16 protein-coding genes are annotated in these 16,956 nt (G+C 36.4%); 3 read left to right on the forward strand and 13 right to left on the reverse strand.

Going from position 1 to position 16,956, the window contains the following annotated elements:
* Positions 1 to 160 precede the first annotated feature (160 nt).
* A complete protein-coding gene (locus tag IAE52_RS09565; RefSeq protein ID WP_012896956.1) occupies positions 161 to 1,198 on the reverse strand; it encodes a 3-deoxy-7-phosphoheptulonate synthase in 1,038 nt (345 codons plus the stop codon).
* A gap of 128 nt (positions 1,199 to 1,326) precedes the next feature.
* Positions 1,327 to 3,924, reverse strand: coding sequence for a preprotein translocase subunit SecA (secA, locus tag IAE52_RS09570; RefSeq protein WP_010905127.1), 2,598 nt, complete (start codon positions 3,922 to 3,924; stop codon positions 1,327 to 1,329).
* 173 nt (positions 3,925 to 4,097) lie between these two features.
* On the opposite strand from secA, the gene IAE52_RS09575 reads away from it, so the two are divergent.
* Together IAE52_RS09575 and IAE52_RS09580 are read left to right on the forward strand one after the other, a co-directional pair.
* Positions 4,098 to 4,742 (forward strand): NAD(P)H-dependent oxidoreductase, encoded by a 645-nt coding sequence (locus IAE52_RS09575; RefSeq protein WP_033900259.1) that lies wholly within the window; start codon positions 4,098 to 4,100, stop codon positions 4,740 to 4,742.
* A 34-nt stretch (positions 4,743 to 4,776) separates the two neighbouring features.
* Positions 4,777 to 5,268, forward strand: coding sequence for a MarR family transcriptional regulator (locus IAE52_RS09580; protein ID WP_010905125.1), 492 nt, complete (start codon positions 4,777 to 4,779; stop codon positions 5,266 to 5,268).
* 38 nt (positions 5,269 to 5,306) lie between these two features.
* Here IAE52_RS09580 and IAE52_RS09585 read toward each other — a convergent pair whose 3' ends face one another.
* From IAE52_RS09585 to dtd, 5 genes are all read right to left on the reverse strand, one after another.
* Positions 5,307 to 5,948 (reverse strand): 1-acyl-sn-glycerol-3-phosphate acyltransferase, encoded by a 642-nt coding sequence (locus tag IAE52_RS09585; RefSeq protein ID WP_003132283.1) that lies wholly within the window; start codon positions 5,946 to 5,948, stop codon positions 5,307 to 5,309.
* A gap of 148 nt (positions 5,949 to 6,096) precedes the next feature.
* The gene (locus IAE52_RS09590) at positions 6,097 to 7,506 is read right to left on the reverse strand and encodes an APC family permease (RefSeq protein ID WP_047206169.1); all 1,410 of its coding nucleotides are present in this window, start codon (positions 7,504 to 7,506) and stop codon (positions 6,097 to 6,099) included.
* A gap of 139 nt (positions 7,507 to 7,645) precedes the next feature.
* Positions 7,646 to 8,269 (reverse strand): HAD family phosphatase, encoded by a 624-nt coding sequence (locus IAE52_RS09595; RefSeq protein WP_025016997.1) that lies wholly within the window; start codon positions 8,267 to 8,269, stop codon positions 7,646 to 7,648.
* A gap of 2 nt (positions 8,270 to 8,271) precedes the next feature.
* A complete protein-coding gene (locus IAE52_RS09600; RefSeq protein ID WP_021723310.1) occupies positions 8,272 to 9,267 on the reverse strand; it encodes a TMEM175 family protein in 996 nt (331 codons plus the stop codon).
* Positions 9,260 to 9,715, reverse strand: a complete 456-nt coding sequence (gene dtd, locus IAE52_RS09605; protein WP_109990577.1) for a D-aminoacyl-tRNA deacylase — start codon at positions 9,713 to 9,715, stop codon at positions 9,260 to 9,262. Before dtd ends, IAE52_RS09600 begins: the two co-directional genes overlap by 8 nt.
* Before the next feature lie 190 nt (positions 9,716 to 9,905).
* Here dtd and IAE52_RS09610 point away from each other — a divergent pair, with 190 nt between their 5' ends.
* Entirely contained in the window at positions 9,906 to 10,841 is a 936-nt protein-coding gene (locus tag IAE52_RS09610; protein WP_038603046.1) for a glycosyltransferase family 2 protein, read from the forward strand.
* 15 nt (positions 10,842 to 10,856) lie between these two features.
* On the opposite strand, the gene IAE52_RS09615 is transcribed toward IAE52_RS09610, so the two are convergent.
* The 6 genes from IAE52_RS09615 to IAE52_RS09640 form a co-directional block, all read right to left on the reverse strand.
* Complete coding sequence (locus IAE52_RS09615; RefSeq protein WP_003132277.1) at positions 10,857 to 13,079, reverse strand: bifunctional (p)ppGpp synthetase/guanosine-3',5'-bis(diphosphate) 3'-pyrophosphohydrolase; 2,223 nt, start codon at positions 13,077 to 13,079, stop codon at positions 10,857 to 10,859.
* A 200-nt stretch (positions 13,080 to 13,279) separates the two neighbouring features.
* Positions 13,280 to 14,236 carry a polysaccharide deacetylase family protein gene (locus IAE52_RS09620; protein ID WP_012896949.1) on the reverse strand — a complete coding sequence of 319 codons (957 nt, stop codon included), beginning with the start codon at positions 14,234 to 14,236 and terminating at the stop codon, positions 13,280 to 13,282.
* A gap of 28 nt (positions 14,237 to 14,264) precedes the next feature.
* Positions 14,265 to 15,017, reverse strand: coding sequence for a 16S rRNA (uracil(1498)-N(3))-methyltransferase (locus IAE52_RS09625; RefSeq protein ID WP_014570338.1), 753 nt, complete (start codon positions 15,015 to 15,017; stop codon positions 14,265 to 14,267).
* Positions 15,018 to 15,116: 99 nt separating this feature from the next.
* Positions 15,117 to 16,070 (reverse strand): 50S ribosomal protein L11 methyltransferase, encoded by a 954-nt coding sequence (gene prmA, locus IAE52_RS09630; RefSeq protein WP_012896947.1) that lies wholly within the window; start codon positions 16,068 to 16,070, stop codon positions 15,117 to 15,119.
* A gap of 17 nt (positions 16,071 to 16,087) precedes the next feature.
* Positions 16,088 to 16,576 (reverse strand): YdeI/OmpD-associated family protein, encoded by a 489-nt coding sequence (locus tag IAE52_RS09635; RefSeq protein ID WP_033900273.1) that lies wholly within the window; start codon positions 16,574 to 16,576, stop codon positions 16,088 to 16,090.
* Between the two features lie 37 nt (positions 16,577 to 16,613).
* The gene (locus IAE52_RS09640) at positions 16,614 to 16,898 is read right to left on the reverse strand and encodes a hypothetical protein (RefSeq protein WP_010905114.1); all 285 of its coding nucleotides are present in this window, start codon (positions 16,896 to 16,898) and stop codon (positions 16,614 to 16,616) included.
* Positions 16,899 to 16,956 lie beyond the last annotated feature (58 nt).

Below are 16,956 nucleotides of genomic sequence, written 5' to 3' on the forward strand. Positions count from 1 at the left end.
TTTGCAATATCTGCTGTTAATTTTTCATTATTTTTTTCATGGCTGCTTTTGAATGGTTGCTAGACTTTGATTTCTTTTATCATCAAATAAGTATTTTTTATATTATTTTCCTGAAGAAAATGAGCTGAAAAAAAGCTGTCAGTTCTGACAGCTTTCATTTTTAGTTATTTTTGTTTTCAGCTTCGTAAATTTCTTGAACAAGTGCTTCTGTTTTATCCCAACCTAAACATGGGTCAGTAATTGATTTACCAAATACTTCTGGTTTATCTTGGCGACCATCTTCTAGGTAAGATTCAATCATGAAGCCACGAACATTTTGGCGAATTTTATCATCCCAGTCACGATTAACTAAGGTTTGACGAACAATACGGATTTGTTCCATAAATTTCTTACCAGAGTTATCATGGTTTGTATCAATGACAATAAAAGGATTTTTCAAGCCCATTTTTTCATAAATTTCAATTGTATCAAGTAAGTTATCAGTGTAGTAGTTTGGATGGTATTTTCCATTTTCATCTTGTCCACCACGCAAAATCGCATGTGCTAAAGGATTTCCTGATGTTTGAACTTCTGCACGACCAAAGAGGAAATCTTGTGATTGTTGAGCCGCGTAAATTCCATTAAACATCACTTTCAAATTTCCTGATGTTGGATTTTTCAAACCAGTTGGCACATCAATCCCAGAAGCAACAAAACGGTGTTGTTGATTTTCAACAGAACGTGCACCAATCGCATGGTAGCTGACCAAATCATCTACCATTGGAAGATTTTCTGGGTAAAGCATTTCATCAGCAGTTGTCAAACCAGTTTCAGTGATGACCTTGTAATGTAAGTCACGAACCATTTTGATTCCATTGATTAAATCAGTATGACCGTCAGCATCTGGTTCGTGAATCAATCCTTTATAGCCATCGCCATTTGTACGAGGTTTTGCAGTATAGACACGCATGACCATAAAAATTTTATCTTTAACTGTTTCTTGAAGTTTAGCTAAACGGCGAGCATATTCTAAAACTGCTTCTTCATTGTCTGACGAACATGGCCCAATAATCAAGAGTAAACGGTCATCTTCACCTTTTATAATTGCTTCAAGTTCTTTATCCCGTTGCAATTTTTTTTCTTGTTGCTCACTGTTGAGATGTCCCAACATCTTAATTGCATCAATATTTATCTTAGGACTTATTTCTTTAAAACTCATTCCAATTCCTCGTATTTCGCTTTGTTATTTTATCTATTGTATCAAAAATTTATTTAATTCTATACTTATTTGCGTCCATTAATATAAAAAAATTTACTGACAGAGCTGTCAGTAAATTAATTGGCCTTTTAGGCAATATGTGTACGTCCGTGACAATTTTTAAACTTCTTACCAGAACCACAAGGACAAAGGTCGTTACGACCAACATTTTCAAATGAAATTTCTTCACTAACAGAATGTTCAGTATCAACATTTGTAATATTTTCTTGTGAAGCTGTGGTTGTCATTCTTGGCGCTTCCTGACGGATTGCCGTTTGTGGTTGAATTTGAGCTTTCATCATCAAACGAGTCACTTCAAATTCAATCGCACCAATCATATTATTGTACATTTTATATGATTCTTCTTGATATTCAACAATAGGGTTATTTTGGGCATAACCACGAAGTCCTACTGATTGACGCATTTGGTCAAGCGCATCAATATGTTCCGACCAGTTATTATCAACAACTCGTAAGATAACTGCACGTTGGAATTCCAACTGACGTTCTGGGTCAGATAATTTTTCCATTTGTGAAGCATAACGAGCTTTGACTTTATCAAAAATCAAATCTTTCATTGCTTGTACTGACAAGCCTGTCAGTTCAGACAATTCAATGCCATCTTCTGGCAACATTGTATTGTGCAATGTTTGCAAGAGATTTTTGACATTTTCTTCATCTTTAAGACTTCCTGCAAGTTCATGACCATCCACTTGACGATCAATTGTTCGCTTGAACATGCCCATCAAAACAGGAGTCATATCTTCTGTAGCCAAGATAACTTCCTGACGTTGCGCATAAATAACTTCACGTTGCTCACGGATGACATCATCATATTGCAAGACTTGTTTACGAGAATCGTAGTTATTTCCTTCGACACGTTTTTGTGAACTTTCAATCTGACGAGTAATCAAGCCAGATTTGATGACAGCATCTTCACCAGAAATACGCATTCTATCTAGGAAAGCTGAAACACGTTCCGAACCAAAACGTTTCATTAATTCATCTTCAAGAGAAAGATAGAATTGTGAAACCCCTGGGTCACCTTGACGTCCAGAACGACCACGTAATTGATTATCAATACGACGAGATTCATGACGCTCAGTACCAATAACAGCAAGACCTCGGAATTCAGGGTCTACATGATCAATTACACCAGGCCCAAGCTTGATATCAGTCCCACGACCGGCCATGTTGGTCGCAATCGTTACTGCTCCTTGTTGACCCGCATTCATGATGATTTGTGCTTCACGGAAGTGATTTTTCGCATTCAAAACTTCGTGAGGAATTTTTGCTTCAACCAATTTCTTAGAAATCAATTCGGAAGTTTCGACAGCAACAGTACCAATCAATATTGGTTGACCTTCAGCATGACGACGTTTAATATCATCAATAACTGCTTTAAATTTAGCTTCCAAAGTTGGGTAAAGTAAATCTGGATGATCTAAACGTTGAACAGGACGGTTGGTTGGAATTGGTGTGATTTGAATGTTATAAATCTCACGGAATTCTTCTTCTTCGGTTTTAGCAGTCCCTGTCATCCCTGACAGTTTTTTATACATCCGGAAGTAGTTTTGAATCGTAATTGAAGCCATTGTTTTTGATTCATCTTGAATTGGCACAGCTTCTTTAGCTTCAATTGCTTGGTGAAGACCATCAGAATAGCGACGTCCAGGCATCGTACGTCCAGTAAATTGGTCAATAATCAAAACTTCTTGGTTTTCATCAACCATATAGTCGATGTCGTGAAGCATGATAAAGTTGGCACGTAAAGCATTATCTACAAAGTGAGTTAAGGCAACATTTTCCATATCATAAAGATTTTCGATTTGGAAGAATTTTTCGGCCTTATCAATTCCTTCTTCAGTTAAGGAAATTGTTTTTGATTGTAAATCAATCTTGTAATCGTCGCCTTCTTCATATTCAGAAGTAGCAACATTCAAGTTTTGACCTTTTAATGTCTTAGTAAATTGGTCAGCACGATAGTAAAGTGCTGATGAACTTTCAGCTTGTCCAGAAATAATCAAAGGTGTTCTGGCTTCATCGACCAAGATTGAGTCAACTTCATCAACAAGAGCATAGTTCAATGGCTTTTGAACCATATCTTCGGCACGTGTCACCATGTTATCACGAAGATAATCAAAGCCAAGCTCAGCTGATGTTGAATAAGTGATGTCACAGTTGTAAGCTTCACGTTTTTCTTCTGGTGATTTTGAATTCAAGTTCAAACCAACAGTCAATCCAAGCCAGCTGTAAAGTTCACCCATTTCAGTCATATCACGTGTTGCCAAATATTCATTGACAGTAACAACGTGAACGCCTTTACCTGACAAAGCGTTAAGATAAACTGGCATTGTCGCAGTTAAAGTTTTACCTTCACCAGTACGCATTTCGGGAACGTCACCATTATGTAAGACAATCCCACCCATAATTTGAACGTGGAAAGGGTATAAGCCAAGCACACGGCGGGCTGCTTCACGACAGACAGCAAATGCTTCATAGAGAAGATCATCAAGACTTTCTCCTTTTGCAATACGTTCTTTTAATTCGGGTGTTTTGGCTTTCAATTGCTCATCAGTCAAATGTTCCATTTCATCAGCGAAACTTTCAACTTGAAGCGCCATTCTATTGAGTTTTTTGAGCTCTTTTTTATCGTTTTCGACAAGTTTTCTAATAATATTCGGCATAATTTCTCTTTCACAAAAATAAGTGGATATTACCATTAATTGTAACACTTTTACATAGCTTTTACAAACTGAAATACCACAAATAATTCGAATTTAATTCGTTTTCATGTTGACAAGCAACAAAATTAAGTTTATAATGTTGCTTATCAACAAAAAGGAAGAAGAATAAAAAAATGACAACTTTACTTATAATTTTAGCTCACCCACATACTGACGACTTTAGCTGGTCTCTTGCTACAGTAGAAGAATTCAAAAAAACTTATCAAGAGTCTCATCCTTTAGATAAAATAATCATCCGTGATTTATTTTCAGAAAAGGTCCCAGCTCTTGATAATGAAACTTTTGCTGCTTGGAAACGTAATAAATATGCTCCTGATACACTGAGTGCTGATGATAAAAATTTACTACATCGACACGAAGAATATTTAGAAGAATTTCTATCAGCTGACAAATATGTTTTCGTCAACCCTATGTACAACGGCTTTGTCACTGCTGAATTGAAACAATATATTGATGTTATTGCTGTGCCTAGAAAACTTTTCCGTTATACTGAAAATGGTCCGATTGGCTTACTTGAAGGAAAAAAATCGCTTCATATTCAATCAGCCGGAGGATTTTATCATAATGAACAAGACCCAACACATATGGCTAACGATTTAGGTGCTGCTTATATTGACCAAACAATGAAAATGGTAGGACTTACTGACGAGAACCGTCAACAACTTTTCGTAGAAGGATATGCTCGCTACCCAGAACGTGCGGATGAATTAAAAGAAAAAGCATTTACCAGTGCAGAAAATTTTGGGAAAGCCTTCTAATTCCCTTTTATTGTATAATGTAAGCATGGATAAGATGACCTCAGCAGACCTAAACCAACAAATCTCAAAAGAATTGCATGAGTTACGACATGCAACTGACAATCGTTCTCAGGAAAGAAGCTGGATTTTAGCTCAATTAGATAATGATAAATTGGAAAAAGAAGTTTTGACTTTGTCAGTTGTTGCCCTTCACATTTTGTCAGCTTTGACCAAAGAAGATTTAACCGGTATTGAATTAGCCACAAAATTATCCGTCACTCGTGGCGGAGTGACTCGTGCTGTCCAAAATTTAATCAAATATCAGTTTTTAACTACTTATCAATCTGAAAGTGATAAAAAGAAAATTTTCTATCACCTGACAGTCAAAGGTCGAAAAGTAGCGACCATTCACGATAAAATGCATAAAATCATGGATATTAGACTTGGACAAATTTTCGATAAATATAATGAACAAGAAAAATCAATTATTTTGAGCTTTCTGTCTGATTTCAATCTGACAGAAGCAGGACTTTTTGATTCAGAATAAGTCAAAAAAAACCTAGCAAATCAATTTGCTAGAGTTTTTTATTTTGCTTCATAATGAAAATCTGGGTTCAATTCTTTATCAAGTTCTGCAAAAGCAACTTCCATTCGACGGTTAACTTCGGCAATGCCTGCTTCATCCATTTTTTTAATATCTGAAATATCAATTGGATGTCCAATATTTATTGAAACTTTTTGACGCTTGAAAACACCTTTCATCGTCAAAGGCCCTTGATAGACGGCAGGTACAATTCGGACTTTTGCCATTTTAGCAATGACCGCAACCCCACCTTTCATCTCTGCACTATGACGACTTCCTGATGGAAACATAATCATTGATTTATCTGATTCTTTAAGCATTTTAACCGCATGTTTTAAAGGCTTAGTTCCTGGATTTTCACGGTCAACTGGAAAGGCACCACACATTTTAATCCACCAACCCCCAAAACCTTTAAACAATTCTTTTTTCGCCATGAAAATAAATTGTTTAGGACGAGTTGCAAAAGCAAACCAAACTGGCTCCCAAGCCATTCGGTGAGGGGCGACTAATATATAATTTTCATCTTTAGGAATTCGGTCAACATTGTAGTATTTACTTTTTCCATTCAAAATCAAAAGTAAAAAAGCGACAAGATTGCGTAAAAAGACATAAAAGATTCGATGTTGTTTTTCATATTCTTTCATTTTTGGGTAATTTACTCCTCATATCATAGTTGCTGATAACTTCCCTATTTTAACTTATTTTAGTAATTTTAGCAATTTTTGTCCGCTCCAAAATGATGACAAAAAAATGGTTCCAAAAGATTTTGAAACCATTTTTTATAATATCTTTTTATTTTTCTTCTGATTTTCTGCTTCGACGATTTCCATAAGCAAAATAAATCAAAATTCCAATAAGGAACCAAATTCCTGAATAAAGTTTTGCTTGCACATCCAATCCCCAAAATACAAATAATGAACCAATAAAACCAAGAGCTGGTAAAACTGGATAGAAAGGCATTTTGTAAGTTGCTTCTGGCAAATCTTTTCCTTGACGACGACGAAGTGAATAGATTCCAAGTGTAACAAACATGAAAGCAATCAAAGTTCCTGCTGAAATAAGTTGAGCAAGGAAAGCAAAGGGGAAGAATGCCCCGATGATAATAGCAACAATGGCTAAGGTCCACACACCATTTGCTGGAAGATTTCGAGCATTCATTTTACCCAAACCTTTAGGTAAAAGTCCATCGCGTCCAAAAGCATAAAGCAAACGTGAACCTGCAAGAACCATTCCCAAAAGGGCGATAAACATTCCGGCAAGTGCAATAGCTGTTACAACTTCTGATAAAACAGAATAACCTGATTGTTGAAGAGCCCAACCAACTGGCGCTGCATTTCCTGCATAGGCTGAGTAAGGATGCATCCCTACAAGTACCAAGGTTACTGCTGCAAATAGAACAACAGCAATTAGAAGCGACCCAATAATTCCACGTGGCATTGTTTTTTGGGGGTTTTTAGCTTCCGCTGAATTGGCTGCAATTGAATCAAAACCGATATAGGCCAAGAAAATCATTGATACCCCAGACCAGATTCCCGAGAAGCCACCAAAACCTGTTTTGGGATTGTGTGGTGGAATAAATGGATGGTAATTTGCTGGCTTAATGACCGTAATCCCAACAATGATGAAAGCAATGACAGCCGCTACTTTAAGCACAACAAGAATTTGACTGATTCGTCCAGCATCAGATGCCCCACGAAAGACAATAATTGCCGAGAGTAAAATGACTAAAAGTGAAATAATATCGACAACTCCACCGTCTGTACCAAATGGATTGGCCAATACTTTTGGGAGATGGAAACCGAGTGGCGCTAGCAATTGTTGCAGATTTGCTGAGAAGCCTGAACCAACAAAGGCAACGGCAATAAAATATTCCGCAAGCAAAGCCCAACCAGCAATCCAACCAAAACCTTCGCCAAATAAGACTGAAATCCAAGAATAGGCTGAACCCGCAAATGGCATCACTGTTGACATTTCAGCATAAGCCAAGGCAACAAAACCAGCGACCAATGCAGCAAGCAGGTAAGAAAAGACAACACCTGGGCCTGCAAATTGAGCAGCGACCTGACCTGGTAAAGTAAAAATAGAAGTCGAAATAATTGTTCCAACACCTAGTGCAAGAAAATCACGTGTGGTTAACACCTGATTATAGTGTTTATCTGCATCTCGATAAAGCTCAAAATCAGCTTTTCTCATAAATCCCATAATAAATCCTCATTTTTCTGAATTTGTAACTAAATAATTTCAATAAACTGTATTTTACCGAATTGTCTGACAATTGTCAAGAACTAACTTTATGCAGTATAAAAATATTTTTTCCAAAAAAAAATTACTGACAGACTTGTCAGTAAATTATTTCTTGGAAATTGAGTTCTGTCAGTACTTTTGGCGCCTTTAGATGATAAGTTTTCAAACCTGCTGCTTGTGCGCCCAAGATATTATCCGCATTGTCATCAATAAATAAAGTTTCATCAGCCTTTAAATTTGACTGACGAAGAACCTCTTGAAAACTTTCAACTGTTGGCTTTCTTAAATGCAAGTCATGTGAATAATAAGTTTTTCTAAAATAAGTTGATAGAGGCTGACCCATTTCTTCGATACAACGTTGCTCAAAACACTTAGCGTGAATAGCATTCGTATTTGAAAAAAGATAGAGTGAAAAATCTGCTGACAGCTCTGTCAGTAAATCCATTCGTTCTTTTTGGAAATCTTTTAGAATTAAATTCCAATTTTCTTCAATTATTTCATCTGTCAGTTGGCTATTTGTTGCTTCTCTAAACTTGTCATAAAAAATTTCGGGAGAAATAAGACCTAATTCTAATTTCTCAAAAAAATCGACTTGCTTTTGCGGATTAAAATAAGCAGAAAAATCTTTTATTCCTAAGTTCTCAAAGGAATTGACCATTCGTTCAAAACCTAAGTCTAAAATTACACCACCTAAATCAAAAATAATATTTTTTACAGTCATTATTAACCTTCTTTCAAATAAGGAACACCGATAGAACGTGTAGCAGCATAAACTTCTTCCTCCTGATTGCGGTCATTAACCATGCGGAACAAAAAGTTAAAAATAGGAACAATAACAAAGAGCCAATGTCCATAAAATGGAAAAATAATGGCAATAATCATGATGACAACATTCATTAGAATAGTTGAAAATAGCCTGATTAACCAAACACGACGCCAGAATTTAAATGATTTAGGCATTTTATGAAAATGATCTTTAGTAATTGAATAACTTAAAAGCTCCTGCTGAAGTAAAATCACAATCAAAACCAGACCAAAATTCAGGGCACTAAATGATGTTGGAGCAACCATAATCCATTTGGTCAACAGCGGAATTAGTGAAAGCAAACCAATAAAGATAAAATCTTGAACAATGATTTTTTCCGTAATTTCCTCTGTCAGAGCAAAAATCTTGTGACGATTGAACCAAAAATTAGCTGTAACAACAAAACTTACTAGGAAGATTCCAACTGAACTGATGAACTCCCAATAACCTTGATTACCAGAAGGGACAGGAATTTCAAGGAGCATAATAGTAATGATGACCGCAATAATTCCGTCAGCAAATGCTTCAATGTGATGACGGAGCTTTTGTTTTCTAAGCTTCTCATCTTCTAAAGCATGATGAGTCATTGATTCTTGCAATTCTTCACTCGTCATCTTGGCATATTGTGGATGCGTATTGAGAAACTCTTCTTTAAGTTCTTCACGCGCTTGAATCATCTCCGGATTGCTTTGCATTTCCTCAATTTTTCGTTTCTGACGTTCAGTCAGGTTTTGACTTTGTTGTTTTCTAGCCTGCTCTTTTGAATAACCGTTATCAAGTGAGCCAATAATATTATTTTGCCAAATTTCACCAACTTGGTCAGGTTTTTCTGAGGACTGATAAGTTTTTATTTTACTGACAGAGCGAACAGGAACCCGTTTTTTTACGCTACTTTTTTGCAGTCTTTTAGGCATTTTTTCTAGCTTCTTTCGTATCTAAAATAATAGTGACAGGGCCATCATTTATCAACTCAACTTGCATATCAGCCCCAAAAACTCCTGCTTTAACCGGCACAATCTGAGCTAAGCTATCATTAAATTTTTCATACATTGCTTTAGCAAAATCAGGTTTTCCTGCTGCCGAAAAGCTCGGACGATTCCCTTTTTTAGTCTCCGCATACAAAGTAAACTGAGAAATTGACAAAATCTCTCCTTGAATATCTTGAACAGAGAGATTCATTTTATCAGCTTCATCTGAAAAAATACGCATTTGCGCGATTTTACGTACTGCATAATCCAAATCAAAATTACTGTCAGCATCTTCAACCCCAACCAACAACAAAAAGCCTTGATTAATTTTTCCCTTAATGACTCCATCAACACTGACAGAAGCTGACTTTACACGTTGAATTACTATTTTCATAATCTTTATATTTCACTCCTATGATAATCTCTTTACTGACAGTATAGCACAAAAAGTCCAATTTTAATCAGCTCTCTTTGGGCATTTATTCATTTTAATAACCTCAAAAGAAAGCTTGACATCACAGGACTCTTTAGGTATTATCATAAATAGGTACTAAGATAAGATAAAAAAACAATAAAGGAAAAAAATGGAAGAATTAGCGATTGTTGTCCCCGTTTATAACGAAGAAGAAACGATTGAGCTCTTTATTAAAGAGGTAAATGACAAAACAGAAAAACTCGAGCTAAAAAAGGTTTTTTACTTTGTAAACGACGGTTCTAGTGACCAAACGCTTCCTCTTATAAAAAAATTAGCGAGTCAAGTTGATAATATTAACTACATTAGTTTCTCAAGAAATTTTGGTAAAGAAGCAGCTTTACTTGCTGGTTTAGAAGCTACTACAGAACCTCTTGTTACAGTAATGGATGTTGATTTACAAGATCCACCTGAACTACTTGTTTCTATGTATCAGAAACTTCAAGAAGGTTATGATAGTGTTGGTGCTCGCAGAATTTCACGTTCTGGTGAATCTCCACTGATTTCATTTTTCTCTCGACTTTTTTATAAGATTATTAATAAAGTATCGACTACACCTATTGTAGACGGAGCCAGAGATTTTCGGCTTATGACTCGTCAAGTTGTGGATAGTATTTTGACACTCAGAGAAAATAATCGTTTTTCAAAAGGGCTTTTTTCTTGGGTCGGTTATGATGTAACTTATTTAGAATACGAAAATCACGAACGAAGTGCTGGTCAAACTTCTTGGTCTTTTAGTCAACTTCTCCGTTATTCTATTGATGGGATTATAAATTTTTCGGAAATGCCTCTCAATATTGCGACGTTTGTTGGCTTTTTTAGTTTTTTAGCCTCACTTTTACTCAGTATTTTTTATCTTCTTAAAACACTGATTTACGGTGACCCTGTCCAAGGTTTCCCAACTTTGATTGTTTTGATTTTACTTTTAGGCGGCTTACAACTTCTCTCTCTTGGAATTATTGGTAAATATATCGCTAAAATATTCCTGGAAACAAAAAAACGTCCCAATTATATTATTAAAGAAAGTAATTTAAAAGAGCTTGACTAAGTCAAGCTCTTTTTTTTAAGCATTTGTCCGTTTTACAGAATAAACATCTGGGGTCATTTTGATTTTATCAACAATCAAAGTCAAATCTGATAGATTTTTAATGCCTAAAGCGATGTGAATATTCGCCATTTTTTTATCTTTAGTGGGTTGGGCATTAATTGAAATCAAATTTTTAGTAGAATTTGATAAAACTTGCATCACATCGTTGAGTAATCCAGGACGATTAAAGCCATAGACATCAATATTAGCGACATATTCTTTCACTAAGTTTTCTGAATCATCCCATTCAACTTCAACAAGTCTTTGTTCAAAGTCTTCCATACTTCGCACATTTTGACAATCAGCTCTATGAACTGAAACACCACGCCCTTTTGTAATATACCCCACAATTGGGTCCCCTGGAACAGGATTACAACATTTGGCGATACGAACAAGTAGGCTATCAATACCAGAAACACTGACTCCACCATCGTGACGAATCTTCATGATGTTTTTACTTGATTCGCGTTTAACTTCACCCTTCATCAGCTCTTCAGCTTCGGCTTTTTGTTTGGCTCTCTCAACTTCACGACGTTCATTTTCAGTTAAACGATTGGCAATTGTTGTTGCTGAAAGCTCACCAAATCCAATTGCTGCATACAAAGCTTCCGCATTACGGTAGCTAATCTTATTGAAGACTTCATCTAGATGTTTCTTATCTAAATACTGATTTGGTACAAATCCACCTTCTTCCAAAGCTTCTTGTAACATTTCACGGCCTTTATTGACCGACAATTCTTTATCTTGGTTCTTAAAGAATTGTTTGATTTTGTTTCTGGCTTTATTAGTTTTAACTAGATTAATCCAGTCACGGCTTGGTCCAAAAGAGCTTGAGCTGGTAATAATTTCAACCCGATCACCTGTTTTTAGTTGAACAGATAATGGTTTCATTCGTCCATTTACTTTCGCTCCAGTCGCATGGTCACCAACTTTTGTATGGATAGCATAAGCAAAGTCAATAGGACCTGAACCTCTTGGTAATTCTTGGACTTCACCATTTGGAGTGAAGACATAAATCTTATCTGATAAAATATCTTCTTGAACGGCTTTGACAAAATCTTCTGCTGAATCACCAGCTTCTTCACGCAATTCCACAAGTTCATGAATCCAATTCAAGGTTTCAGAAATTTCATGAACATCAACTTTTGCTTTAATCCCTTGTTTGTAAGCCCAGTGAGCGGCAACCCCAAACTCAGCGATTTGGTGCATTTCTCGTGTTCTAATTTGGAATTCCATTGGGCCTTTGGGACCATAAACGGTTGTATGAACAGATTGATAACCATTGGCTTTTGGATTGGCAATGTAATCTTTAAAACGACCCGGCATTGGTTTCCAAAGGTCATGAATATAACCTAAAGTCGTGTAAACGTCACTTGTTGTTTCTGTGATACAACGAATGGCAATCAGGTCATAAATCTCATCAAAACGTTTCTTCTTATCGTGCATTTTACGATAAATAGAATAAATATGTTTTGGACGACCATAAATTTCTGCGTCAACTCCAGCTTTTTCGACTCGTTCTTGTAATTTACCAATTACTTCAGCAACAAGCGCTTCACGAGCTGTTCTTTTTTCATTCATGAGACCACGAATGCGATAAAATTCTGCTTCTTCAAGATAACGGAATGATAAATCTTCTAATTCCCATTTGATACTGGCAATCCCCAAGCGATGAGCAAGAGGGGCATAAATTTCCATGGTTTCACGTGAAATCCGCTTTTGTTTATCTGGTCTGAGATGTTTAAGCGTGCGCATATTGTGCAAGCGGTCAGCCAATTTGACCAAAATAACACGAATGTCTTTGGACATAGCCATAAGCATCTTACGGTGGTTTTCAGCCAATTGTTCTTCGTGTGACTTATACTCAACTTTACCTAACTTAGTAACTCCATCAACAATTTCAGCAATTTCGTCGCCAAATAATTCTTGCAAATCACCTTGGGTAAAATTGGTATCTTCAACAACATCATGCAAAAAACCACAGGAAACGGTAACGGCATCCAGTTTTAATTTGGCTAAAATTCCTGCAACTTGGGTAGGGTGGACAAAGTAAGCTTCTCCTGATGCACGATATTGGTCTGCATGGGCAAGTGAAGCACAAGCAAGTGCTTTTTCTACGAGTAAAAGGTCTGTTTCATTCATGTAGTCAGAACAGATATTGACAACCTCTGCTCCGGTTAAATCTGGTTCTTTAGGCATAACTTTAGATACTAGACCATTTTAAAAACGACTCTAAAATGGTGACCAGTTTTCCTCCTTATTTAGATTAATATATCATCTCATCAAATTTTGTAAGTTAAGGTTTATTTCACTTAATTTAATCTATTCTATCACATTTGTAGGTTAAGCAAAAGGATGACTATTGCAAAACTAAAGATAAAACTCCGATTATTCGGAGTTTATTTATTTTTTTCATTATAATCGGTTGAGGGTTGAATCATTTGTAGCATTTGCTCAGTTGTGGTAGAACTCATCATTCTAAAGCGTGGTAGCGTTAATAGACCATCACTTTCTTTGGCTGCTATTGCAATAGCACCATTACGGCCCGGGTCAAGCAAACCAAACTTATAACCTAACTCGTTAGCTAAATTCAAGGTATTCTGGTTATAACCCCCTGCTGGATAACAGATGATATCTGTTTTTTGCTCGAGGTTTTTATCTAAATCTGCTTTTGATTGTTCAAGTTCTGTTCGTTGAGCTTCCAAAGTGAGCTTTCCTAAATCAGGATGGCTGACCGTATGACTGCCAAAATCAACAAGTCCACTTGCTTTCATTTCCTTGATTTGCTCCCAGGTCAAAATTCCGCCTTGGCCTTTATTCACATAACCTGTAATAATAAAATTCGTGGCGTGCATATTGTATTTTTTCAATAAAGGGAAAATTTCAGTATACATTGTGACTGAACCATCATCAAAAGTAAGCCAAACCATTTTATCACTTGGTTTTTCTTTGGTCGTTAGAATTTTTTCGGCATCTGAGCCACTAACCGTTGTGTAGCCTTTTTCTTTCAGCGCTTTTAATTCATTTTCAAAGGTTACAATATTGATGTTATTACTATCTTGTGGGAGCTGATCAGCCCTTGAAGTGACATAATGAAACATCAAAATGGGCAGTTGATTTTCATTTGTTCCAGCCAGCCATTTTGTTTCTTTTGGTTGAGAAGCACTAGATGAGGCAGTGCTTTTAGCTTTTTCTTGACTTGAAGTTTGACTGCTTTTTGGGCTTGTATTTGTTTTAGGACTTAACAAATGAACCCCAGCAAAAGCAATTGCAATTATTCCAATTAAAAGAACGAAAACTGTGAGGATTGAAGCCCAGCGAATTCGTTTTTTGTTACGTTGTGCACGTTTTTTCATAATCGATTTCCTAAAAATTTTTCTTTATTTATAATAATTCAAAATAAGCTGAAATACTTGAGAGGGCATATAATGGAGCCGTTTCTGCTCTTAAAATTCGCGGCCCTAAGCCAATCATTTTTGCACCTAAATCGGAAAATTTTGTGATTTCGTCTGGACTAATTCCGCCTTCTGGTCCAAAAATGATAAGTACTTTTTGGTTGAGCGACATTTCTGTCAGTGCTTGTTTGAACATTGTTTTCTCACCCATTTTTGCTGATTCTTCATAAGCGATAAGAACTTGGTCAAAATCAGTAAACTTATCAAGTAAATCAGTAAATTGCTCAAAAAGTTGAAGTTCTGGAATCATTTGTCTGCGTGATTGTTCGGCTGCTCCTAGAGCAACTTTTTCCAATTTTTCTTGTTTTTTTGTCAGTTTTTTCTTGTCCCATTTACTGACAGAAGCTTTAAAAGGTGCTGACCAAATGGCTGTAGCTCCTAATTCTGTTGATTTTTCAACAATAAAATCGAGCTTGTCTCCTTTAGGAAATCCTACAGCTACTGTAATTTGAACAGGCAATTCTGAGGACTCTGTCAGTAATTTTATCAGCTTCACTGATTGGTCACTTGGCGAAATGACTTCTGACAGCCCAATTTCACCATCAGTAAAAACAAGACGGATTTGGTCACCACTTTTAGCCCGCATCACAGTGAAAATATGATGAGCTGCTGCTTGATTTTCAATGATAAATTCTTCGCCCAGTTCCGGTAATTTTTTAAATACAAAATATTGGTTGGCCATATTTTTTCCAATCATTTCTTAGAATAAAGTTTTGAATCTAATCTTTTCTTTATTGTGCTTCTCCATTGACTGAAAGATAAACGACTTTATTTAAGCCTTTTATCCACCAATGACGCCTTCACGATTTTCTGTTTTCTTGAAAATCAGGCAGTTCCATTCGCCTTGAATCATTCGTGTTTCAAGGAAAAATCCAGCTTTTTCTGCTGATGCAATGACCATGTCCGCTTTGTCAGCAATAATTCCTGACATAATGAGATAGCCTTCTTCTTTGACCAAGCGGAATGCGTCTTCTGTCATTAAAACAAGGATATCAGCCAAAATATTAGCCACAATGACATCCGCTTTTTTGTCAATTCCTTCAAGCAGATTGTTTGCTGAAACATGAATTTTTTCATGACCAGGATTGAGTTCAATATTTTCTAAAGCCACGCGCACAGCCACTTCATCAATATCATAAGCAAATATTTCTGATGCGCCAAGATATGAAGCTGCAACTGACAGCACGCCCGAACCTGTTCCAACGTCAAGTAACGTTTCTCCACCACGAAGAACTTGTTCTAAGGCATAGAGTGACATTTTGGTCGTTGGATGTGTCCCCGTCCCAAAAGCCATACCAGGGTCAAGTCGAATCAATTTTTCAGAGCCTGTCGCCACGTAATCCTCTGTCCAACTCGGCACAATGGTTAAATCATGCGTAATTCGTGCTGGTTCAAAATACTTTTTCCAAGCTTCTGCCCAATTTGTTTCTGACAGGTTATTCGTTGTTACTGACAGACCTGTCAGTGAAAAATAATCACTCAAATTTGCGATTTTATGTTCAATTTCGGCTTTGAGTTCCACAATTGGCATATTTTCTGGATAATAAGCAGTAATTTCAACAAAATCAGATTGTTCAATTTCAGGAAGAACTTCGCCAAATTGGTCTTCGTGATTGAGATAATCAGCACTGTCATTAATTTCAACGCCGGCTGAACCCGCCTCTATCAGCAAAGCTGAGATGGCCTCTTCGGCTTCCCGACTGATTTTTATTGTGATTGAATTCCAATTATTCATTTATTTCATCTTTCTTTCTATGGTTTATCTCGGCCTACAAAAGAGTTCTTTCCCAGTAAAAAACCAATCGCTCGCCTAACATTTCGCTCGATAGCTTCTTCTGTTTTCAACCTTGCAATATAACGATTAATTTCAACTTGTTTAGAGGGAATTAATTGGTCAAATACTTTTTTTGCTTCCGGATTTTTGGCCAATGCTTCACTTAAAACTTGTGGTTGCTTGACAATTCGTGGCTCTGAATCATAGTAAATTGTAAAATCAAAGATTTCCCCGATTCTTTTAGGCGAATTTTTCAGCATCGTCGTATTGACATATAAGCGCCAATCCCCTTTGAAAAACATGAGATTTTGCTGATAAGTTTTTTCATTAATCTGACCACAAATAGGAATGGGCGATTTTTCTCGTCCTGAATCCTGAAATATTTTCTGCAAAATATCTGGCGGTACAGCCACAAAGGGATTGATACCGATAATTTCCAGTTCAGCTTGAAAACTATAGCTTTTCATAGTGACCTTAAAGTCCTCTTTCCTGTCAGCAAAAAATTTACTTTTCAAGTTTTTTTAGTTCTCTTTGCATTCGCGAAACAAATTTTTTTGCTGACTTAAAATCTTCATCATCAACATATTCAACAGCATCTTCAAGCAAATCAATCCAACTCAATATCTCTGAGTTAAAATTGTTCACATCGTACTTTTTAAATTCTGTCAGTAAAATTTTAAGCGTCTTTACTAACTGTAAGCTCCGATAACGCCGCTCTGAGCGGCGTTTTGCCAAAGTTCGTGCATAATCTTGTTCGGGATTTTCCCAAGGATGAAGTTTCTGAGTCATTTTTCTCCTAATACTGTTTAATTTTTCATGCAAACCATTTCTTGTGTTTGTGCAAGCT

Source organism: Lactococcus sp. S47, assembly GCF_016517475.1.
GTDB classification, from domain to species: Bacteria; Bacillota; Bacilli; order Lactobacillales; family Streptococcaceae; genus Lactococcus; species Lactococcus lactis.